Annotated in this window: 20 protein-coding genes; 10 read left to right on the forward strand and 10 right to left on the reverse strand. The window is 45.1% G+C overall.

Going from position 1 to position 21,546, the window contains the following annotated elements; genetic code table 11:
* The first annotated feature begins 119 nt into the window (after positions 1–119).
* Together LOZ91_RS07690 and holA are read left to right on the forward strand one after the other, a co-directional pair.
* The gene (locus LOZ91_RS07690) at positions 120–653 is read left to right on the forward strand and encodes a hypothetical protein (protein WP_218208823.1); all 534 of its coding nucleotides are present in this window, start codon (positions 120–122) and stop codon (positions 651–653) included.
* A 9-nt stretch (positions 654–662) separates the two neighbouring features.
* A complete protein-coding gene (gene holA, locus LOZ91_RS07695) occupies positions 663–1,661 on the forward strand; it encodes a DNA polymerase III subunit delta (RefSeq protein ID WP_074384021.1) in 999 nt (332 codons plus the stop codon).
* Here holA and LOZ91_RS07700 read toward each other — a convergent pair.
* Entirely contained in the window at positions 1,658–2,107 is a 450-nt protein-coding gene (locus LOZ91_RS07700; RefSeq protein WP_005172715.1) for a bacteriohemerythrin, read from the reverse strand. The genes holA and LOZ91_RS07700 overlap by 4 nt on opposite strands.
* Before the next feature lie 577 nt (positions 2,108–2,684).
* Between LOZ91_RS07700 and LOZ91_RS07705 the strand changes: the two genes are divergently transcribed.
* Genes LOZ91_RS07705 through LOZ91_RS07715 form a run of 3 tightly spaced genes read left to right on the forward strand, consistent with a single transcriptional unit; the run spans position 2,685 to position 7,457 of the window.
* On the forward strand, positions 2,685–4,049 hold the full coding sequence (locus LOZ91_RS07705) for a MacA family efflux pump subunit (protein ID WP_244782951.1): 1,365 nt from the start codon (positions 2,685–2,687) through the stop codon (positions 4,047–4,049).
* A gap of 2 nt (positions 4,050–4,051) precedes the next feature.
* Entirely contained in the window at positions 4,052–6,028 is a 1,977-nt protein-coding gene (locus LOZ91_RS07710; protein ID WP_005095636.1) for a MacB family efflux pump subunit, read from the forward strand.
* A 10-nt stretch (positions 6,029–6,038) separates the two neighbouring features.
* Positions 6,039–7,457 (forward strand): efflux transporter outer membrane subunit, encoded by a 1,419-nt coding sequence (locus LOZ91_RS07715; RefSeq protein ID WP_159516231.1) that lies wholly within the window; start codon positions 6,039–6,041, stop codon positions 7,455–7,457.
* 70 nt (positions 7,458–7,527) lie between these two features.
* Here LOZ91_RS07715 and LOZ91_RS07720 read toward each other — a convergent pair whose 3' ends face one another.
* Both LOZ91_RS07720 and LOZ91_RS07725 read right to left on the reverse strand, forming a co-directional pair.
* Positions 7,528–9,363 carry a tetratricopeptide repeat protein gene (locus LOZ91_RS07720; RefSeq protein WP_180082958.1) on the reverse strand — a complete coding sequence of 612 codons (1,836 nt, stop codon included), beginning with the start codon at positions 9,361–9,363 and terminating at the stop codon, positions 7,528–7,530.
* 98 nt (positions 9,364–9,461) lie between these two features.
* Positions 9,462–10,232: a tRNA threonylcarbamoyladenosine dehydratase gene (locus LOZ91_RS07725; protein ID WP_005172727.1), complete on the reverse strand. Its 771-nt coding sequence runs from the start codon at positions 10,230–10,232 to the stop codon at positions 9,462–9,464.
* Between the two features lie 171 nt (positions 10,233–10,403).
* On the opposite strand from LOZ91_RS07725, the gene LOZ91_RS07730 reads away from it, so the two are divergent.
* A complete protein-coding gene (locus LOZ91_RS07730) occupies positions 10,404–10,652 on the forward strand; it encodes a hypothetical protein (RefSeq protein WP_005095625.1) in 249 nt (82 codons plus the stop codon).
* A 36-nt stretch (positions 10,653–10,688) separates the two neighbouring features.
* Here the strand turns inward: LOZ91_RS07730 and orn are convergent, their stop codons facing one another.
* Positions 10,689–11,246 carry an oligoribonuclease gene (gene orn, locus LOZ91_RS07735; RefSeq protein WP_004278381.1) on the reverse strand — a complete coding sequence of 186 codons (558 nt, stop codon included), beginning with the start codon at positions 11,244–11,246 and terminating at the stop codon, positions 10,689–10,691.
* 124 nt (positions 11,247–11,370) lie between these two features.
* Between orn and rsgA the strand changes: the two genes are divergently transcribed.
* The 4 genes from rsgA to secB all read left to right on the forward strand — a co-directional run bounded on the left by rsgA (position 11,371) and on the right by secB (position 13,703).
* The gene (gene rsgA, locus LOZ91_RS07740; protein ID WP_005095621.1) at positions 11,371–12,429 is read left to right on the forward strand and encodes a ribosome small subunit-dependent GTPase A; all 1,059 of its coding nucleotides are present in this window, start codon (positions 11,371–11,373) and stop codon (positions 12,427–12,429) included.
* A gap of 93 nt (positions 12,430–12,522) precedes the next feature.
* Complete coding sequence (locus LOZ91_RS07745; RefSeq protein WP_005095619.1) at positions 12,523–12,930, forward strand: rhodanese-like domain-containing protein; 408 nt, start codon at positions 12,523–12,525, stop codon at positions 12,928–12,930.
* 18 nt (positions 12,931–12,948) lie between these two features.
* Positions 12,949–13,206, forward strand: a complete 258-nt coding sequence (grxC, locus tag LOZ91_RS07750) for a glutaredoxin 3 (protein ID WP_100329331.1) — start codon at positions 12,949–12,951, stop codon at positions 13,204–13,206.
* A gap of 38 nt (positions 13,207–13,244) precedes the next feature.
* On the forward strand, positions 13,245–13,703 hold the full coding sequence (secB, locus tag LOZ91_RS07755) for a protein-export chaperone SecB (protein ID WP_100534613.1): 459 nt from the start codon (positions 13,245–13,247) through the stop codon (positions 13,701–13,703).
* A gap of 212 nt (positions 13,704–13,915) precedes the next feature.
* On the opposite strand, the gene LOZ91_RS07760 is transcribed toward secB, so the two are convergent.
* The 6 genes from LOZ91_RS07760 to LOZ91_RS07785 all read right to left on the reverse strand — a co-directional run bounded on the left by LOZ91_RS07760 (position 13,916) and on the right by LOZ91_RS07785 (position 21,357).
* Positions 13,916–14,722 (reverse strand): enoyl-ACP reductase, encoded by an 807-nt coding sequence (locus LOZ91_RS07760; protein ID WP_005095616.1) that lies wholly within the window; start codon positions 14,720–14,722, stop codon positions 13,916–13,918.
* 127 nt (positions 14,723–14,849) lie between these two features.
* Positions 14,850–15,674: a TatD family hydrolase gene (locus LOZ91_RS07765; RefSeq protein WP_159516229.1), complete on the reverse strand. Its 825-nt coding sequence runs from the start codon at positions 15,672–15,674 to the stop codon at positions 14,850–14,852.
* Positions 15,671–16,633 carry an RsiV family protein gene (locus tag LOZ91_RS07770; RefSeq protein ID WP_244782952.1) on the reverse strand — a complete coding sequence of 321 codons (963 nt, stop codon included), beginning with the start codon at positions 16,631–16,633 and terminating at the stop codon, positions 15,671–15,673. Before LOZ91_RS07770 ends, LOZ91_RS07765 begins: the two co-directional genes overlap by 4 nt.
* Before the next feature lie 49 nt (positions 16,634–16,682).
* A complete protein-coding gene (locus tag LOZ91_RS07775; protein ID WP_244782953.1) occupies positions 16,683–17,507 on the reverse strand; it encodes a hypothetical protein in 825 nt (274 codons plus the stop codon).
* Positions 17,508–17,614: 107 nt separating this feature from the next.
* On the reverse strand, positions 17,615–19,207 hold the full coding sequence (locus LOZ91_RS07780) for a peptide chain release factor 3 (protein ID WP_005095608.1): 1,593 nt from the start codon (positions 19,205–19,207) through the stop codon (positions 17,615–17,617).
* Between the two features lie 299 nt (positions 19,208–19,506).
* Positions 19,507–21,357, reverse strand: coding sequence for an EAL domain-containing protein (locus tag LOZ91_RS07785; RefSeq protein WP_244782954.1), 1,851 nt, complete (start codon positions 21,355–21,357; stop codon positions 19,507–19,509).
* Positions 21,358–21,546: the final 189 nt, after the last annotated feature.

Below are 21,546 nucleotides of genomic sequence, written 5' to 3' on the forward strand. Positions count from 1 at the left end.
ATGAGGGAACAAAAGGATTTCACAATTCCCAAACAAAGCCCGTTGCCAGCCAGCGGGCTTTGACTTTACAATCCGGTTCAGGATTTCAAATATTTCCCTGAGGGAAAAAGAGGATACTCATGCATTTAGGCAAACGTTTAGCAGCAATTGTTTTAACTTGTGGTCTAAGTGCAGGCTTAGTCGGTTGTGGCTTCCATTTGAAAGGCACCAACCCAAGCTCGGCACCTGTGGCCTATTCTGTTATGAGCCTTTCTTTACCCCCCAATACTGAAGAATTACAAGAAAAGCTGGCGGTTTATTTAGGTGCTGCGGGCGTACAACTCAGTAATGCACCAGAAGCTTATGTTTTACGTGTTCTCGATTACACGCCGCGCCGCTTAGAATTGAATGGTAAGCTGGTAGAAACCTTGCTACGTTTAAATGTGACTTTTCGCATTGAAGATGCACAAGGCAATCCGATCACTGAACCACGCACTGTGGTGGCAACGCGTACTTATCAATATGACATTGAAACAGTCAACACTGATGACCAGGAACAAAAGTTTCTCAATCAGGTGATTATTGATGATGTGGCACAGCAGATCGCGCGTCAGATTTCATCGAACCGCCTACCCTTGGCCAAACAAAATACCCCAGCGCAACCTGCTCAATAAGAACGCCTTATGAAACTTGACTATCTGCAAGCCCTAAAACGTGTCGATGAAGCTCGCGGTGCCTGGGTCTTGCATGGTCAAGAGCCTTTGCTAGAACAAAACCTGATCGATGCCTTTCGCACACATTGGCAAGCCAAAGACATCGAACGTCAACGTTATGATGTCAGTTCAGTTTCTGAGTGGAAAAATGTCTTTAATGCATTGAACAGTTTGTCATTGTTCTCAACCCAACTGGCAGTTGAAGTGCATGGCAATATCAAACCAGATGCCAGTAGCCTCAAACTGCTGAAAAGCTATTTACAACAAGACAGTGATAATCTGCTATTGGTCGTTATGCCCAAGCAAGATGCGAGCAGCCTCAAATCCAGCTTCTTCCAGACGGTTGAGGCCAATGGTGTCTGCGTTGCGCTTACTGCAAATTATCCACGCGATCGTCAGCAAATTTTGGCAGTTGAAGCAGAGAAACTGGGGATTAAACTGGCCCATGATGCCTGGCAATGGCTGGAACAGCATCATGAGCACAACTTGCTGGCAGCCAAAAACAGCCTGATGCGGGTCAGTGACACCTTTGCTGAAGTTGATGTGATTCAGATTGATCATTTATATGCCTGCTTACAGGATCAATCACGCTATAGCACCTATGATTTGAGTGATGCCCTGCTGCAAGGCAATCTCTCGCAATCGATCAAGATTTTCCAGTATCTGGTCGCTTCAGGTGAACCGATGAGCCTGATCTTATGGAGCCTGAGCAAGGAAATGCGTCTGTTGATGCAATTGTTTGAACAGCCGCAAAATGCCTTGCAAATTGGAATCTGGAAAACCAAAGTCGGGCTATATCAGCAAGCTTTACGCCGTCTCAGCCCCCAACGCTTTTTGAGCTGGCCCCAGCTGTTAATCCGTATTGATGCAGCCATTAAAGGAATGTCCAAAGAGAACCCTGAACATCTCATCTTACAGGCCATTGCTGAAATGTGCGGTCAACGCTTATTTTTAGCGCCGAGTGCTTAACCAAAGAAACGTGCAAACCAGCCCTTGCCTTTTTTGCTTTCCTGAGCACGTAAATAACTCAACATATTATCGCGCACTGCATCGACATAGTCCTGATCATCATGTTGAATATGATTGATCAGCCATTTGGACAATAAACGATATAAATCATTTTCAATCGATTCTCCCTTCTCGAACTTGAGACGATAATCATTGAGTCGTTTCACAAATAATTCATGTATACCGCGATGCGAAGGTAGGTATTGATAACTGACCTGTTCCAGCAGGTTTTCTTCAAAGCTGAAATGTGACTGGGTATAATCGATTAAATCCTCCAAGACCTCTTTGATTCGATCGCGATCTCCTGTGCTTTTTACCTGCTCCAAAGCATTGATATAATCTAAAATTTGACGGTGCTGATTATCGATTACGTCGATTCCAATATTATAGCTTTCATTCCATTCCATCGTTAAACCCTCATCAAAGTTGTATTATTTTTGCACAATAAATGTGCATTTTCTTGTTAAGTGGTAAAACCATAATTTTTTTATGGAATTAAATCTTACAAGCTTTATTTATTTAAATCCATATATAAAACATGGGTTTTTAATTTTTTTTCTACTTAATTTTCAACTGGTTTTTGCTATTGGGACTAAAGGGAGGAAAATTAAGCCAGAAACAGCCTTAAAACAAATATCACACAACAAATCTAGTATGTTTGGTCTTATGTCTTTATTGATTCACACTCGATTTTATTTGTGCAGCGCTTTGATTGAAAAAATACTGTTGGGGACAGTGATCATTTTATTCAAGAGTCACCTGATGATCTTTTAAACAGGATCGATGTTATCTATAGAGGGTCAAATCCTGTTATCAATGTCAGAACAAGCAATTCATGGAGCATTTTAAAATGGTCTGTATGGACGATATTTTCAGAAATCAGCCAATAGAAAATAATTCTCATTATAATTCAAAAAATTCACGATTTATCCCAATTTCGCTTTTATAATCAATCCCTATCTTTGATCCGAATTCGTACTCAATATGCCAAAAATAAAACCGACGAAACTAATTATGGCCGCCGTGATTGCCATTGTGTTAATCGTTGCGGGGTGGTATTTCCTCAAACCTAAAGAACAGCCGCCACAGTATATTACTGCTGAAGTGACGCAGGGTGATATTGAAAGTTCTGTACTGGCGACCGGTATTTTAGAAGCCACCAAAATGGTCAGCGTAGGTGCCCAGGTTTCTGGCCAAGTGAGACAAATGTATGTGGAACTCGGTGATCAGGTTAAACAGGGTCAGCTGATTGCACGAATTGATTCTGTTCGTCAGGAAAATGATTTAAAAACTGCTGAAGCCAGCATTAAAAACCAGATGGCACAGCTTGCGGTGAGACAGGCGAATCTGGCCAAAGTTGAAGCTGAATACAATCGTCAGAAAGCCATGTATGCACAGGATGCGACTTCCCGTTCAGAGCTGGAATCTGCATTTGCCAGTTATAAAACGGCTCAGGCCGATATCACGGCAATCAATGCACAGATCGAACAGTCGCGCCTGACCTTGGCAACTGCCAAAGAAGACTTGGGTTATACCCAGATTGTGGCACCGATGGATGGCACGATTGTGGCGATTGTGACCGAAGAAGGTCAAACCGTGAATGCCAATCAAAGTGCACCGACCATTGTGAAACTGGCCAAGCTCGACACCATGACCATCAAAGCTGAAATTTCTGAAGCAGATGTGATGAAAGTGGAAGAAGGCCAAACCGTTTATTTCACCACGCTGGGCAATAACGAGAAAAAGATTTACGCCAAACTACGTCAGGTTGAACCTGCACCCAATTCGATTAATACCGATTCAAATACATCTGGTTCATCGTCAAGTTCTGCGGTGTATTACAACGCTTTATTTGATGTGCCAAATGAAGACGGCAAACTGCGTATTGATATGACGGCGCAGGTTTATATCGTGCTGGATGAAGCTAAAAATGTGCTGACCATTCCAGCCGCTGCGATTCAGAGCTCAAATCGTCCGGCACGTGCCAATCGGGGTGAAGGTTCTCGCGGAGAAGGTTCCCGTAGCGAAGCTAATCCAGCAGCACGTCCTGAAACTGAATCAACTCAAGGCAATCGTCCTGCCGCTGAACGCCCTGCCCGCCTAAATCTGTCTGACGCTGAAATTGCGCTGATTGAACAAGGCAAAGCGCAACGTGCCATGGTTCGTGTCTTGCAAGCCGATGGTACTGCAAAACCAACCCCTGTGCTGATCGGTTTGAATAACCGTGCCACTGCACAAGTGCTGAAAGGTTTAAAACGTGGTGATCAGGTGGTGATTGCCGATGGTTCTGATACTTCCAATGATGCAGCAAAACGCGGTGGTAATAGCCGTGGCCCAATGAGAATGTAAGCATGAATTCACAACAGCAGCCTCTGCTCGAGGTGAAAAATCTGGTACGTGAATTCCCTGCGGGTGAAGGCACAGTCCAGATTTTAAAAGGGGTGAATCTGGAGATTTATCCGGGTGAACTGGTGGCGATTGTCGGCCAGTCCGGTTCGGGTAAATCAACCCTGATGAATATTCTGGGTTGTCTGGACAAACCCACCACGGGTAGCTACAAGGTCAAAGGCCGTGAAACCCGGGAACTGGAAGCAGATGAACTGGCGCAGTTACGTCGTGAATATTTCGGCTTTATTTTTCAGCGTTATCACCTGCTCGGCGATTTAAACGCAGCAGGCAATGTCGAAGTCCCTGCCATTTATGCGGGTGCAGATTCATCGGAACGGCATGCGCGTGCGGTCAAGATTCTGACCGATCTGGGTCTGGGCGAAAAAACCCAGAACCGTCCGAGTCAACTGTCAGGCGGTCAGCAGCAACGTGTGTCGATTGCCCGTGCGCTGATGAATGGCGGTGATGTGATTCTGGCCGATGAGCCGACAGGTGCCTTGGATAAGAACAGCGGTATTGAGGTGATGCGTATTTTGCGCGAACTGAATGCCAAGGGTCATACCATCATTCTGGTTACGCATGATCATAATGTGGCAAAAAACGCGACACGAATCATTGAAATTTCAGACGGGAATATCATTTCCGATCAGCCGAATGTGCCTGAAGCCGAAGACCATCTGGAAAAGCAGCCGCTGATCCGTAATCAACAAAAGAAGATTTCTTCATGGCGTTCTGCGGTTGACCGTCTAGGTGAAGCCTTCCGTATGGCATTGCTGGCCATGAATGCGCATCGTATGCGGACTTTCCTGACCATGCTCGGAATCATTATCGGTATCGCTTCGGTGGTTTCAGTGGTGGCTTTGGGGAATGGTTCACAGAAGCAGATTCTGGAAAATATCAGCAGTCTGGGCACCAATACCATTACCGTATTTCAGGGGCGGGGCTTCGGAGACAATTCCAGATCTTCACAAGCCAAGACCCTGATTCCAGCCGATGCCGATGCGCTGGCCGAACAACCTTATGTTGATGGCGTCAGTCCGTCGGTGAACAGCAGTGTTACCGGCCGTTATAAAGAAATTGAAGCCTCAACCACGGTCAATGGCGTCAGCGAAGATTTCTTTTATGTGCGTGGCATGACTTTCCAGTCCGGTCAGCCCTTTGACCGCAGTAGCGTCATGCAACAGGCACAAGATGTTGTCATTGACACCAATACCAAAAATACCTTCTTTAAAGATGGTACTAATCCGGTGGGTCAGGTGATTTTACTGGGTAGCGTCCCGAGCCGGATTATCGGGGTGATTGATGCACAAAAAGGCATGATGGGCAATAATGACAGCCTGAATGTCTACCTGCCGTATTCTACCGTGATGAGTCGTATGCTGGGGCAATCTAACGTTCGCAGCATCATTGTGCGGATTAAGGATGAATATCCAAGTGCGGCGGCTGAAAATGCAATTTTAAACCTGTTGGTACAGCGCCATGGCGCGCAGGATGTGTTTACCCAGAATGCCGACAGTATTCGTGAAACCATTCAGCAGACCACAGCGACTATGACGCTTTTAATTTCGGCGATTGCTGTGATTTCACTGGTGGTCGGCGGGATCGGGGTGATGAATATCATGCTGGTGTCCGTGACTGAACGTACTCAGGAAATTGGGGTACGTATGGCAGTAGGTGCACGTCAAAGTGATATTTTGCAGCAATTCCTGATTGAAGCAGTGCTGGTGTGTATTTTAGGCGGTATTTTGGGTGTGCTGCTCTCGCTCGGGATTGGCCAGCTAATTACACACTTTGCCGGCGGTACTTTCCAGATGGCCTATTCAACCACTTCGATTGTGGCTGCCTTTGTCTGCTCAAGCCTGATTGGAATTGTGTTTGGCTTTATCCCGGCACGTAATGCCGCTCGTCTGAATCCAGTCGATGCGCTTTCTCGCGAATAAGGAACCTGATATGCAAATGAATTTAACCAAGCTTGCCAGTGCCCTGTTGCTGGGAAGCTCGCTGACCGGTTGTGCGGCAGTGGTAAAAACACCTTATGAGCAGCCTGCGATCAATATGCCGGGCAACTTTCAAAATAATAAGGTTTTAAGTCAGCAGATCCATGCCGACATTCTGGCAGATCAATGGTGGACCTTATTTAAAGATCCGCAATTGAACAGTCTGGTCGATCAAGTGCTGGCGCAGAATACAGATCTGGCGGTGGCTGGCATCAGTTTACAGCAGGCGCGCATTCAGGCCAGACAGGCACAAAGCCAGCAAGGCGTCCGTGTCGGTGATGCACGAATTTCAACGGGTCAGCGTTTTGATCTGGAGGGTGGCAGCAATGCTTCGACGGGTCTTTCACTGGGCTATCCGGGCTTAAGCTATGAACTGGATCTGTTTGGCAAACTGGCCAATCAGACTGAAGCGGCGCGCTGGGAAGCCTTGGCATCTGCACAGGACTTACAGGCGACGGCGCAGAGCCTGATTGGCACCACGGCACAGCTTTACTGGCAATTGGCTTATTTAAACGAGCGTTATAGCGTGGTACAGCAAAATCTGGCAACAGCGCAAAAAACCTATGATCTGGTGCAGGTACAATATCGTGCCGGTGCGGTGTCCGGTCTGGATTTAACCCAGGCCGAACAGGCGATTCAAAGCCAGCAAGCCACCTTAAGCCAGATTGAGCAGCAACGGGTGGAAACGCGTACCGGCCTCGCAGTATTGCTGCATATGCCAGTACAACAGCTTTCTATTCAGGAGCCAAGCCGTTTACCGAATATTCAATTACCGAGTATTCAGGCCGACTTACCCGCGAGTTTATTGTCCCGTCGTCCCGACCTCCAAGCGACTGAACTACGTTTGCGTAAAGCGCTGGCCAATAAGGATGCCAACAAAGCCAGTTATTATCCTTCAATCAGTCTGACTGGGAATTTGACCACAGGTATTGGCAGCAGTACCTCGCTTTCAAATGCGTTGAAGAATCCGGTGGCGACTTTAGGTGCGGGTCTGACCTTGCCCTTCCTGCAATGGAATGACATGAAACGTGATCTGCAAGTCAATGAGCTGGAATATGAAAAAGCGATTATGCAATATCGCCAGACCATGTATGAAGCCTTTGCCGATGTGGAAAATGCCTTGTCGAACCGGACTGAAATCAGTAAGCAAGTCACTTTGCAGCAACGTAATGTCGAACTGGCTGAACGTACCGAACGTCTGACTGAAGTACGTTATCGTAATGGCGCGGTGGCGTTAAAGAACCTGCTAGATGCGCAGGAAACCACACGGAATGCACGGCTGTCTTTGGTACAAACCCGACAGAACCAGTACAATGCCTATGTGACTTTAATGCAGGCATTAGGTGGCAGTCCAATCCAGCAATTACCTTAAACAAAGCTTGAACCATAAAAAAAACCGCTGTCTAACAGCGGTTTTTTATATTGCGTGATGTCAATAAAAATTACTTCATTTGCAAATAGGCATGCACATTTTTCAATAATTCAGTTGATCGCTCATGCCCGAGCAAACTGCCTTTTTCCAGCCAGTCCCGCGCGACTCCAATATCGCGTTCCACCCCAATTCCCTTGGTATATAAACGTCCCAGATGACTATAAGCATCGGCATTGACCTGCGCTGCCGCCTGACGGTAATACTGTACCGCCTGTTCGATATTTGCCTCAGTGCCTATGCCATTTTCAAACGCTTCCCCCAGCGCATTCAGTGCCACACTATTCTGCTGAGCAGCCGCTTTTTGCAGATAGCTCAAACCTAAGGCAATATCCTGCGCAATCTGTTTTCCTTTAAGATACTCCAAGCCCAATTCTGCCTGTGCCTGTGCATGTCCCAGTTGTGCAGCCTGATGCAGATAACGATTGGCCTGCTCTGGATTAAGGATAAAGACCGGATAAAGACCTGACAGAGCCTGATACAGGAACCAGGCTGCTTCCTTGGAGCCTTTCGCGACCGCCTGATTCAGATATTGAATGGCTTTGTCGCGTGTCGGCAATGGATATTCCGCCAGACTATAAAAACGCCCGACCACATAAATTAAATCTGCCTCAGACTGAGCCTCGATCTGCCAGTATTGCTGGGCCACTGCCTGAATCATGCGGGTGGCTTTGGCTGTGTCTTTTACAGTACCGATGCCATTTAAATAACACAGTGCCAGACCCATTTGTGCATAAGCATCATCGGAACTGAGCTGAAATGCTGCCTGATATAATTCAAATGCCTTTTGCGGCTCATAAGCCACTAGATGCTGTTCAAAATACAGCGCGGCAATCATGCATAAAGCGGGCGGATGCTGAGTATTGGCAGCTTCAGACCAGTAACGAAACGCCATGGTTTCATTTTTATCGACATACCAGCCATGAAAATAAGCCAGTCCAATTAAAGTCTTGGAATGCGCATCGGCATGTTCTTTGGACTGCTGCATCAAATGCTGGAACACGCGCTGACGCTGGTCGGTATCGATACGGCCTTGCAGTACGCCAGCATAATAATCATAGAGACCTTTTTGATCACCAAGACTGATACAGCGTTTAATAAATTGCAGGGCTTGAGTCTGGTCTTGGGGCAGCCTCTGTCCACGCGCATAATCATCGGCGATCTGCTGATTGGCAGCCAGATGATCTTGCTGCGCAGCTAAAAACAGATAATGAATTCCCTGAACCAAATCTTGAGCCGCTGAATCTGTTAAATAATACTGCGCCAGTTGATACTGCGAATTGCTATGTCCCTGCCCGGCATTTTGAATGAGTAAGGCCAAGCGCTGCTGTTCAGCGTTCTTCTCTTCTGGATTTGTTTCTGTAGTGGAAGAAAGTTCAGTGATGCGGTACTGGGCATCCAGATTGCCACGGGCTACGGCATGTCGGTACCAGTACAGCGCTTTTTCCGGGTCAGCCATTTGATAGCGTTGCTCCTCATGAATCTGCCCTAGATGATAAGCTGCGTCATCACTGCCCAGATGAAAGGCTTTATCGAGATAACTGATGGCTGTTTCCGTATTTTGCGCATGTCCCAGACCCTGCAAATGCATCAGCCCCATGCCGACATAAGCCTGTGGAATTTCCTGTTGCTGGGCAAGATTCTGGTAAATCTGATAGGCGCGTGCATAATTCGGATGTTCAGGATCTGAACTCAAGCGCGCCGCATGCTTGAGCTGTGCATCAAGCTGCTCAATCCATAGATCATGCTGCACAGCTTTGGCCTGATCACGTTTCACCGGATCCGGACGTTTCCACATCCAAATCCCCAAGGCCCCTATCCCCAAAATCAATACCAGCAAGAACCACATAACTGCTCCAAAACATTATTTTTGTTCTGCAAATGAATCCTTTCATTCTAAACGCCGTCTCAAAAAAAGCACATATCTTGTGCTTTTTATTTTGTAAATCAGGCTTTTGCTCTTTTACTATCCAGCTTCTTCAAGCCTTCTGCCACAGCGACCATGGCAAAGCTTGATGTCACCACCACGGCAGAGCCATAACCACCACAGCGCAAGCCGGCACTGGCACAGACATCGGCACTCGAGAACGGATTATCGATTGAATAGACACAGGTAATGCCGAATTTTTCTTTAGGTTTTTTACAAATACCTTTGCCGCGTAACTGGGCACGCAATTTGGCCAGCATCGGGTCCTGTTCGGTTTTAGATAAGTCTGCGACACGAATTTTCAGGGGATCCAGTTTACCGCCTGCCCCGCCCGACACAATCAAGGGAATCTTGTTAAAGCGACAATGCAGCATCAAGGCAAATTTGGCCTTCACATCATCAATACAGTCGAGAATTAAATCAGGATTACCTGCTAAAATTTCTTTGATATTTTCCGGCGTCAGATAGTCATCAATCAGATTAATCTTGATCCGTGGATTAATGGCATGACAACGCTCGGCCATCACTGCAATTTTTTCATGGCCCAAGGTCGTGCTCATGGCAGGCAATTGACGATTAATATTGGATGCCGCCACCACATCCATATCGACCAAACTCAGCTCGCCCACACCGCTACGTGCCAGCGCTTCTACTGCCCAAGAACCGACACCACCGATGCCAATCACCATCACATGACTTTTTTCATAATGGCTGAAGCTGTCTTCTCCATAAATTTTGGCAACACCCGCAAAGCGGCGCTCATATTCATCGTCTTGAAGCAGTTCAGTCATAAGTCATCAATAGCTGTTAAATCACGGCTTATTTTAGCAAAGTCAGCATTTTTTTACTGCTTCTAAAATTTTGATACAAAATCTATCAGCAAAATCAGAAAGATAAATTCAGGAACATTTATAATTGGATAAAATACATACATAAAATTTCAAATATGGGAGTCAAACACTGTGCTGATCAATGCTCTTTTGGCTCTCAATTTTATCCTGATCACTCTACATTTTTATTTTTACAGTAGCCAAAAACAGAAAAACTATGCGCTGAGTATTTTTATTCGTTTGTTGATTTTAGGCCTATTCGGATATGTGATCCTAGATCGCCATGAAACCCAGACCCATCTGATTTTGGTACTGATATCCTGGGTGATATTTGAACTGATTGAGAGTTTATATCAAAAGAAAAAAGCATCAATCTCATAAAAAAAGAGGCTTCGCCTCTTTTCAATTCATCGGAATTTAGTCTTTATTCATGATAAAGAAATATTGACGATAGTATTTCAGTTCGGCAATTGAATCACGAATGTCATCCATCGCCAGATGCGAAGCATTTTTCTTGAGACCACTCATAATTTCTGGACGCCAGCGTTTTGCCAGCTCTTTCACTGAAGATACATCCAGATTACGGTAATGGAAATACTGCTCCAGCTCAGGCATCAGGCGATGCAAGAAACGGCGATCCTGACAGATCGAGTTACCACACATCGGGGATGATTTTGGATTCACCCATTTCTTCAGGAATTCAATAGTTTGCTGTTCTGCATCCTGAGCCGTCAGTTTACTGCGACGCACACGTTCAATCAGACCAGACTGGCCATGTTGACGGGTGTTCCACTCATCCATGGCATTTAACAGACGTGCAGGCTGATGCACCGCAAGCACAGGACCTTCTGCCAGAATATTCAAATTGTCATCGGTTACAATCGTCGCAATTTCAATAATTTGGTCATTGTCTGTGTCTAGACCTGTCATTTCAAGGTCAATCCAAATCAGGCGGGTATCAGCGGTGCTGCTCATAAATGTGCAATCTTATTGGGTTTAAAAACAACTATAGTAGCAAATTAATTACATCTTGGGTGTCATTCGGGGGCTGCTTCATGCTATTTTTGCCATCTGATTTACCCGGTTTTTTAGGATATGAATGGCCTTAATACGTAAGCGTCGTCTGACAGAGCAACAACAGCGCCGCATTCAGAAACAACAGAAAACACGTCAAGAAGATCTCGATACCTCCAGTGATCTGGAAGGTTTGGTAGTGCAACACTACGGCCGCCAACTTGAAGTGCAAGCTTTGTCTACTCCTGACATTCACCCTGAAAAACCTGTGGTCGCCGATGGTGAGCCTGAACCTTTCTGGAAAGAAATTGAACTAGGCAGCGTCTGGCGCTGTCATACCCGAACCAATCTGGATTTACTGGTCACGGGTGACCGGGTTAAATGGCAAGCCGATCCGAATACCGGTTTAGGAATTATTACGGCGATTCATCCACGTAAATCCTTATTGACCCGTCCTGACCGCTATCACAAGGTTAAACCGGTAGCGGCCAATATTTCACTGATTGTGATTGTGTTTGCACCATTGCCTGAGCCAGCACCGGGCCTGATCGACCGTTATCTGGTGGCCTGTGCCGATGCCGATATTCCTGCGCTTCTAGTGATGAACAAAGCCGATTTGTTAAAAGAGAACGATCCAATTCTGACTCTGCTACAAGAATATCAAGACCTCGGTTATGAAGTAATGCAAACCCAGTCCGATGGTGATCTGACTGTATTGTCCAATCGTCTGGAAAATGAAACGGTGGCTTTTGTCGGTCAATCGGGTGTCGGTAAAAGTACGCTGATCAATGCGATCGTGCCAGATGCAGCCCAGAAAACCAATATTATTTCGGAAAACTCGGCACTCGGTCAGCACACCACCACCTCAACCCGTTTGATCGGTTTTGGTGAAGGTGCTGCCCTGATCGACTCTCCGGGAATTCGTGAATTTGGCCTGTGGCATCTGCCTTTAGATAAGGTACAAATCGGTTTTCCTGAAATTGAAAACCTGCTCGGACACTGTCAGTTCCGGAACTGCACGCATAAGCATGAAAAACAATGTGCTTTACGTCAGGCCGCGAGTGCGGGTGAAATTTTACCGCGCCGACTGGACAGCTATTTGCGTTTAATCGATGAAATCACTGAAGCACAGCAAAAAAATTAATTTTCTTGTGCCTCAACCCTTGAAGCGGTGATTTTGATCACCATATTTATGAGCTATACTCTTGGCAATTTTAAAATTGTAATTAGGTGAATTGTGGAACGTTGGTTCGAGTTTATGGGGAATCACCCCTTCTTATTTGGAACACTCGCGGTATTGGTAGTTTTGTTCTTCATTATCGAAGGTCAACGTAACGGTCGTAAAATTTCTCCGCAGTCGCTGGGAATTTTAGTCAAAGCAAAAAATGCCATGCTGATTGATTTACGGGATGCCAAAGACTTCCGTGAAGGTCATATCAGCGGCAGCCGTAACATTCCATATAGCCAGATTACAAAGCATGTTGAAGAGCTGAAAGCATCTGATCGCCCTTTGGTGTTCATTTGCAACCTTGGACAGGTGGCTGGTACTGCGCTACAACAAGTGGGTCATGCCGATGCATACCGTCTTGATGGCGGCATCAGCAACTGGAAAGCCCAAGGTTTACCTTTGGTGAAAAGCAAATAATCCACGAACAGGAGATTGATCATGGCTGACGTTATTGTTTATTCAACGACTGTGTGTCCTTATTGCGTGCGTGCAAAACAGTTGCTTGAGCGTAAAGGTGTCGCATATAAAGAAATTAATCTATCTCAAGAAGCACCTGAAGTACGTCTTGAATTGATGCAGCGTACCAATCACCGCACTGTGCCACAAATTTTTATTAAGGATCAATTCATCGGTGGTTTCGACCAGCTTTATGCTTTAGAGCGTGAAGGCAAACTTGATGAATTACTGGCTTAATTCTACTAAAATCATCACTTTATATTAAGGATCAAAGAATGAGTGAAGAACAACAAGCTCAACCACAATTGGCATTAGAGCGTATTTATACCAAAGATATTTCTTTTGAGGTTCCTGGGGCACAAGTTTTTACCAAGCAATGGCAACCTGAGCTCAACATCAACCTTTCTTCTTCTGCAGAAAAAATTGATGAGACTCATTTTGAAGTGGCTTTAAAAGTCGTTGTTCAAGCGACCAATGAAGGTGATACTGCTTTTATCGTCGACGTGACTCAAGCCGGTATCTTCTTGGTAGATGGCGTTGAAGAAGAGCGTCTTCCATACATCCTGGGCGCATACTGCCCGAACATTCTGTTCCCGTTCCTGCGTGAAGCAGTGAATGATATGGTGACTAAAGGTAGCTTCCCACAGTTGCTGCTTACCCCAATCAACTTCGATGCTGAATTTGAAGCCAATATGCAACGTGCACAAACTGCCGTTGTAGATGGTCAGGCTTAATCGCTGTCCTGCAAATCTAAAAAAGACCGCATATGCGGTCTTTTTTATGGCCTTGAGTGAATTCCCCCTTTATCAAAGGGGGGAATGAGGGGATTTTGCTCATTTACTCTTTTTTTAAAGAAAGGGTTTAGCAAGATTAAAGAAAAATAATCCCTCCTAACCTTCCTTTAAAAAAGGGAGGAACTCTTCCCCCCACGGCAGAGAATAGACTTTTATTCCGCATCCGCCATTAAATCAGCGCTCATACCCACGGTATTGAAACCGGCATCGACATACAGGATTTCACCGGTAATGCCATTGGCCCATGGCGAGCACAGGAATAATGCTGCATTGCCGACATCTTCAATCGTTACATTACGTTTTAATGGCGCAACTTTTTCATTTAAGTCGAGCATTTTACGGAATGATTTAATGCCTGAAGCAGCCAGAGTACGGATTGGACCCGCAGAGATGGCATTGACACGAATACCTTCCTGACCCAAGCTCGAAGCTAAATAACGAACACCGGCTTCTAAAGAGGCTTTGGCCATACCCATCACGTTATAGTTCGGCATTACGCGCTCAGAACCTTGATAAGTTAGCGTTAACAGGCAGCCTTGACGAACTTGTAGCAAAGGCTTTGCCGCACGTGCCATCGCGATAAAGCTATAGGCACTGATGTCATGTGCAATATTGAAACCTTCGCGGTCTGTGATTTCGGTAAAGTCGCCATCCAAAGTATGCGCCGGTGCGAAACCGATAGAATGCACTACGCCATCCAGACCATCCCAGTGTTTCGCCAGCTCAGCAAATGCATTATCAATATCAGCATCTACCGCCACATCACAAGGAAAAACCAGTTTTGAACCAAACTGTTCAGCAAAGTCATCTACCCGCTTTTTCAGCTTTTCATTTGGATAAGTAAAAGCCAATTCAGCACCTTCACGATGTAATGCCTGAGCAATACCAAAAGCAATGGATAATTTACTCGCAATACCCGCGATCAAGAAGCGCTTACCCGCCAAAAGTCCTTGTGCCATGTGAATCTCACCTAAAAGAATATATATGCATGATGCCAAGTCTGAGGCATTTTAGAAATTGCATAATGCATCTTTTTTTAACAGATACCAAATTACAGCAGATACAGCCGAGCAATAAAAACCGGCATTATTCATCGGCCAAATTCAAAACCTGATGGGTATTCTGCCAGAGCTGCTGTGCCAATTTGGCTTGATCTTGCCCTAAGCTTTGTGCCAAACCTTCCAGTACATAAGGCAAGTTGGCAGGTGTATTGCGGGTACGTTGCTCACCTGACTGTTGACAGCATAACGGCGTCATATCCGGACAATCGGTTTCCAGCACCAGATGTTCTGCACCGACTGCCTGTACCACCTGATGCAGTTTTCTGGCATTCGGATTGGTAATCTGACCAGTAACACCAAGCTTAAACCCCAACTTGACAAAAGCCTTGGCTTCCTCGACACCTCCGCCAAAGGCATGTGCGATTCCACCCTGTTTAAACTGATGCTGTTTTAAAATTTGTAAAACTTCTGCATGTGATTTACGGATATGCAGCAAAATCGGCTTATCAAATTGTTGTGCCAGTTCAATTTGTGCAGCGAAAAAATCTTGCTGCTTTTGAAAAATTTCAGGTTGTTTATGCTGCTTTAAAAATGTGTCGAGACCGATTTCACCAATGGCAATGCATTGTTCATTTCTAAGTAGCTGCTCCAGATCATATAAATGTTCAGCCTGATGCTGTTCAATATAAAACGGATGCAAGCCGGGTGCCAAGTGGCTATGCGGTGCATTTTCCAACCCGTTGATAAAATGGTGGGTTTTTAACAAATCCTGAAAGCGGTTTTGCAAAAAGCCAATTAGAACCAGATGTTCCACACCTACCGCTTTGGCCGCATAGGCCAGATGTTCCCGATCAGGATCAAAATCGGGAACATCAAAATGGGTATGCGTATCGAACAGTTTTAACTTCATTCGGCTTTAGATGCTAACGCTGGCTGTGCCTCAGAGGCTGCTGTTTCAGCTTGCGGCAGATATTGCGGTTTTAGCACGCCTTGTAGCTGCGCATAAGGAATCATTAAGCGCGGCAAACCCACCACATAAGGTCCGATTTCATATTCGGCATATTGTAAGATCAAACCTTCTTTGGCCAGATAAAAATTATCGGTCAGTGTGAACTTCCAGGCCTGTTCATATTCAGCGACATCTTTTGCCAGCTTGGACTCCATGACCCAGACTTTAAAAGCCTCATACGCCTGTGCTTCGAGTTTGGCTTTTTGCTTCTCGGCAATAATGTCATCCAGCTTGACCAGTGTTTGCTGTTCAAGATCAAAATTATAATAGCGCTGTGCAGATGCCCCGTGCGCACCTCCCAGATAATGGCTACTGTTTAGCACCACAGTCGCCAATGGATCACCCGAATTCAGAATCTTGGGCTTAATCATCAGGCTAATGCTATGACTGGCACTCAGTGCTTTGAGCTCCTTGTCCAGATTCAAGAAGGTCTGCATAGAAGGCTGAATTTGCTGCTCAAGCTGCTGTTTTGGTGTAGTGACCGTCGACAAGGCTGTTTTTGGTTCAGAAGCAGCCACTTCGGCTTCACTGGCAGCAGTGGCTTTTGCCGGCTCAATCGCATCGACAGACAGGATATTTTTTAACTGTTGCAAAATCTGCTGGTCGATCCATTCATCAATAAAGCTCTGATTACTGTTCAGACGTTCAATCGAAATTTCCGGACAGTTTTTACCCTCACACTCTGGAATCACCAGCTTGAGTTTTTCGGTATCACCACTAAGTTTCAGGACTTCTGGCTCGGTTTGTACCACTTCAGGAGAAGTCGGCTCTTTCGGCTCATTGCTCTTCGGCTGACATGCACTCAGTAAAACTGCGGATGCCAGTATCGATAGACAAAAAATATTCTTATATTTTGGCATTCATTACCCTTTTCAAAACGTGTAATTAATCCTGAGAGGATTACGACCTTTAGAACATATTCCGATAGACTTCGGCTTTCAAGACCTGTTGTGTTTGTTCTTTTGTTAAATAGATATCCAGTTGTTTGGTATCTTTGCTAATGTCATGACTACGATAATGCAGACCAATCCCTTCCTGATCGAAGAACCACTCAGCCTGCCCCCAATACAGTTTTTTCGGTGCTTGCTGCTGAACCTCGTGATTATTGTCTTTTAACCATTTTTCATAAGCGGTTTGAATGATCTGATCCATTAACAACTGTTGTTTGGGATCGATGATATCCAGTGGGGTCAGCATTTTTTGCTGTTGACGATCGGCTACAAAAAAATAATAGCGCTCATACACACTGATATTTTCCTGTTTACTATCAATACCAATTTGCAGCAAGACATATTGATTACGCTGATAGGGAATGCGGGTATACAGCGATAATTCATAAGCCTGATTGAGCTGGAGTTGAGCCTGCCAGGCATCCGATTTTTTCACATAGGCATTCATTGCCTGTTGTAAACTCATATCCTGTTTTAAGCCAATTTGATCCTGAATTACCTTGGCCTGCTGTTTTTCGATCCAGTGATTCATCCAGGGATCAGCCGTATATAAAGTCTGGATATCGACATTGATACAGTTTTTGATTTCACAAAATGGCAAGGCGATCTTGGCCGGTTGTTCTTGAATATTCAGGTAAGGCAAAATACTGGCACTTTGCTTAACTGGCGTTGTTTTTCCATCCGGCTGGTCAAGTTCCGGTTCTTTTTCGCTTTTATCACAGCCACTCAGGACAAGACTTAAACCAATGACAGCACCGAGGGCGGCTTCCTTGCTGAACTTCATTTTTAAACAATCTATCAGGTTATGAATAGTTTAAATGTAACATAAAACAAAACAGCTTCCGGAGAAGCTGTTTGATATTTTTAGACGATATTTGAATGCCTGAAAGTTTAGTGTTCGCGCGTATTATGGAACACGATGTCCGGATAACGTTCTTGCATGAGCTGTAAATTCACTCGGCTTGGCGCAAGATAAGTCAAGTGACCACCGCCATCGACTGACAACTGGTCGTGGGCCTTTTTCTTAAATTCGTTAAATTTTTTCTCGTCATCACAAGACACCCAACGAACAGTATTGATGTTCACGGGTTCGTAAACACAGTCAACTTTATATTCTTCTTTCAAACGATACGCCACCACTTCAAACTGAAGTACGCCCACTGCACCCACGATCAGGTCATTATTATGCTGTGGCATAAATACCTGTGTTGCACCTTCTTCAGACAACTCTTTCAGGCCCTTTTGCAACTGTTTCGATTTCAAAGGATCTTTTAAGCGTACACGGCGGAACATTTCCGGTGCAAAGTGCGGAATACCTGTGAACTGTAGTTTTTCACCCGAGGTAAAGGTATCACCAATCTGAATGGTGCCGTGGTTATGCAGTCCGATAATATCGCCCGGCCACGCTTCTTCTAGATGCTGGCGGTCACCGGCCAGGAAGGTTAAGGCATCACTAATCCGCACATCTTTATCCAGACGTACATGCTTCATTTTCAGGCCTTTTTCATATTTACCTGAACAAATTCGCATGAATGCAATACGGTCACGATGTTTCGGGTCCATATTGGCCTGAATTTTAAAGACAAAACCGCTAAAGCCTTCTTCATCAGCTTCGACAACACGAGCCTGAGTAGGATGGGCCTTCGGCGGCGGTGCATATTGACTGAAGGCATCCAGCACATGGTCAACCCCAAAGTTACCTAAGGCTGTACCGAACAATACCGGCGTTTGACGGCCTGCCAGAAATTCTTCACGATCCAATGGCTCATTGGCCATTTGCACCAGTTCAAGTGATTCTTCAAATGCAGCCCACGCCAGCTCACCAACTTTCTCACGAAGATCCGGATAGTCATAACCATCACGTATTTCGATTGTAGGAATGGTTGAACCAAAACCGGTTTTGTAAATGTAGAATTTTTCTTCGATTAAATTAAATACACCGGCAAAATCACGCCCCGTACCCAATGGCCAGGTGATCGGAACACATTTAATTTTCAGAACGTTTTCGATTTCATCCAGAAGCTCGAGTGGCTCACGGATTTCACGGTCCATTTTGTTAACAAAAGAAATAATCGGTGTATCGCGCATACGACACACGTCCATCAATTTAATGGTCCGGTCTTCTACCCCTTTTGCACCATCAATCACCATTAATGCCGAGTCAACGGCGGTTAAGGTACGATAGGTATCTTCCGAGAAATCTTCATGTCCCGGGGTATCGAGCAGGTTGATCATCTTGTCTTTGAACGGGAACTGCATCACCGAGGTCGTGATCGAGATGCCACGTTCTTTTTCCATTTCCATCCAGTCTGATGTAGCGGCCCGGTCAGACTTACGGCTTTTCACCATACCTGCAACCTGAATCGCCTGCCCCCATAACAGCAGCTTTTCTGTCATGGTGGTTTTACCGGCATCGGGGTGGGAAATAATGGCGAATGTACGTCGCTGAGCGACCTGCGCCGCTAACTCATCTTTAAAACTCATGGAAAATACCTACTGCAGAACCGCAGTGCTCAAGATCAAAAACGATCAATATGAAAATTGGCGATATTGTAGCAGATTTCTAAAGCCAATAAGTATGCCCACGGCTGAAGGAAATGACAGTATTTATAAGATCTACACTTGCTGACTGCTGGATTTTTCAGCCCAGATTGAGTCAGAAATAATACGGTTATGAAGCTTAAATATGGGAGTTTGTGTCATTCAACTGGCCTGCTGAATAACGCTAAATATAGGTCCACCGTACTCTTTAGTACCGCATTAGTAGCGTATAAAAATTCAAATTAAGACAGAAAATCCTGTATTTCCAATGACTCGACTGGCATCGGCTTTGCCAGCAAATAACCTTGTAATTGCTGACAACCGAGTCGAGTCAAAATATCTGCTTGCAGCGTGGTTTCTATGCCTTCAGCCGTTACTTTTAAACCCAGTTTAATCGCCAGCCGAATAATGCTTTCCAGAATCATTTCTTCTTTAGAGCCGACGCTAAGATCCTGAATAAACTCTTTATCAATTTTCAGTTCATCCACGGGCAGATTTTTTAGATATAAAAAGCTGGAATGTCCGGTTCCAAAATCATCAATCGCCAGCTGGATGCCGATATTACGTAATTGTTCAAGGGTACGAATACTGGCATCGATATAATGCATGGCGGTCGATTCAGTAATCTCGATCATCAAATGCTGCGGATTGATCTTATAGCGTTTAAACAGGTTTTGCAGATTAGCTAATAGATGCTTATGCTCAAACTGCACCGCAGACAAATTCACGGCAATCGGGAAAAAGTCGGTATTATTTTTTTCCCAGAGTTGGATCTGTTTGCAAGCCTGCTCCAGTGCCCAATAGCCCATCTGAATAATAAGCCCGGTTTTCTCAGCGCCATGAATAAACATATTGGGACCCAGCAACCCATGTAACGGATGCTGCCAGCGAATCAGGGCTTCTACCCCACAAATTTTTCGTTTACCGGTAAATTTGGGTTGATAAAACAGTACAAATTGCTGATCTTCAACTGCTTTATACAGATCATTAATCAGCTTGCTCTGGCTCTTGGATTCATGCTGATCAGAAGAAAAATTAAAGACTGAATAGGTATTGCGGCCCTGATATTTAGAACTGAGCATTGCAGCATCGGCATTTACCAGTAAATCTTGCAGATTTTTGCCATGCTCCGGATACATCGCGATTCCGATACTGCCCGAAATATTAATGGTTTTGCCATCAATAAGGAAGCTGTCCTGAATCAGATTTAGAATCTGCTCTGACATTTCTGAAGCTTTGCTGACGGACGTATTTTCCAGCACCATCAGGAACTCATCGCCGCCAATTCTGAGCAGCTTGGAACGGTCACCCCATAACTGATGAATACGCGCAGTCAGTTGAATCAGCAACTGGTCTCCGACCTGATGACCAAACACATCATTCACCGCCTTAAAACGATCCAGATCAATATATAAAAAGGCAATTTCCTGCTGATGTTGTTGCTTGGAAAACAAGATATCTGCGTATTCAGCCAGGTATAAACGGTTGGGTAATTTGGTGAGATTATCCTGGATATTTTGATTTTCGAGCTCTTTATTGGCCCATCGCAGTTGGCGATTCCGAGAGGCCAGGCGCAATTCTGAGAGAACCAGACGAATCATGGCAATCAGTAACAGAGCACTGATTAACACAACCGCGAACAACAGATCATAAGTCGCATGTGAAGATTCTGTGATTGGCGTAATCTCTGTTCTCTCAAAGTTGGCCCTAAGACTACTTGTATAGTGCATGGCTGAGACCCCGAGACTCATCACCACGATCGCGAGAGCCACTCGGGAAAATGACCAGATGCTTTGGATCATTAACCAGAGGGTAAAAATAGAAGCCGTAAAGACACTCAAATAAGAGAGCAACATCCAGCTGAAATCAAAATGATAGACATGACTTAAATGAATTGCTGTCATCCCAATGAAATGGATCGACCAGATCAACAGCCCCAGTAATGCGGCCGTTGCAAATAGCATGAGTGTTGCAAATTTTCTTCGCGACTCACGCCACCATATTTTTTGAATCGGCATCAAAAAATAGCCAGCGACGAAAGCAAAGAGAGTTGATCCGATGACCAGACTGATATCATGCTGAATAGGGATCATATAAAATGTTCCGTATTGGTCATCATTGTTATTATTCCCCTCACGTGTATTTCTATTTCCACCTGGTCAAGTTTAAAGCCGTCAGAATCGTAAAGTTGACAAGCAATGCACATGTGTCGCTGTGCAAAGCCTCTGGTTTTAAATAAAATTAGAATTTATATTTCTTTAATTCAGTGTCGAGAACAGATT

It is taken from the genome of Acinetobacter sp. F-1, assembly GCF_022869025.1.
Taxonomy (GTDB): domain Bacteria; phylum Pseudomonadota; class Gammaproteobacteria; order Pseudomonadales; family Moraxellaceae; genus Acinetobacter; species Acinetobacter pseudolwoffii.

Coding starts and splice junctions, on each gene's coding strand:
- LOZ91_RS07690 (WP_218208823.1), top strand. CDS start 120: ATGCATTTAGGCAAACGTTTAGCAGCAATTGTTTTAACTTGTGGTCTA.
- holA (WP_074384021.1), top strand. CDS start 663: ATGAAACTTGACTATCTGCAAGCCCTAAAACGTGTCGATGAAGCTCGC.
- LOZ91_RS07700 (WP_005172715.1), bottom strand. CDS start 2,107: ATGGAATGGAATGAAAGCTATAATATTGGAATCGACGTAATCGATAAT.
- LOZ91_RS07705 (WP_244782951.1), top strand. CDS start 2,685: ATGCCAAAAATAAAACCGACGAAACTAATTATGGCCGCCGTGATTGCC.
- LOZ91_RS07710 (WP_005095636.1), top strand. CDS start 4,052: ATGAATTCACAACAGCAGCCTCTGCTCGAGGTGAAAAATCTGGTACGT.
- LOZ91_RS07715 (WP_159516231.1), top strand. CDS start 6,039: ATGCAAATGAATTTAACCAAGCTTGCCAGTGCCCTGTTGCTGGGAAGC.
- LOZ91_RS07720 (WP_180082958.1), bottom strand. CDS start 9,363: ATGTGGTTCTTGCTGGTATTGATTTTGGGGATAGGGGCCTTGGGGATT.
- LOZ91_RS07725 (WP_005172727.1), bottom strand. CDS start 10,232: ATGACTGAACTGCTTCAAGACGATGAATATGAGCGCCGCTTTGCGGGT.
- orn (WP_004278381.1), bottom strand. CDS start 11,246: ATGAGCAGCACCGCTGATACCCGCCTGATTTGGATTGACCTTGAAATG.
- rsgA (WP_005095621.1), top strand. CDS start 11,371: ATGGCCTTAATACGTAAGCGTCGTCTGACAGAGCAACAACAGCGCCGC.
- secB (WP_100534613.1), top strand. CDS start 13,245: ATGAGTGAAGAACAACAAGCTCAACCACAATTGGCATTAGAGCGTATT.
- LOZ91_RS07760 (WP_005095616.1), bottom strand. CDS start 14,722: ATGGCACAAGGACTTTTGGCGGGTAAGCGCTTCTTGATCGCGGGTATT.
- LOZ91_RS07765 (WP_159516229.1), bottom strand. CDS start 15,674: ATGAAGTTAAAACTGTTCGATACGCATACCCATTTTGATGTTCCCGAT.
- LOZ91_RS07770 (WP_244782952.1), bottom strand. CDS start 16,633: ATGCCAAAATATAAGAATATTTTTTGTCTATCGATACTGGCATCCGCA.
- LOZ91_RS07775 (WP_244782953.1), bottom strand. CDS start 17,507: ATGAAGTTCAGCAAGGAAGCCGCCCTCGGTGCTGTCATTGGTTTAAGT.
- LOZ91_RS07780 (WP_005095608.1), bottom strand. CDS start 19,207: ATGAGTTTTAAAGATGAGTTAGCGGCGCAGGTCGCTCAGCGACGTACA.
- LOZ91_RS07785 (WP_244782954.1), bottom strand. CDS start 21,357: ATGATCCCTATTCAGCATGATATCAGTCTGGTCATCGGATCAACTCTC.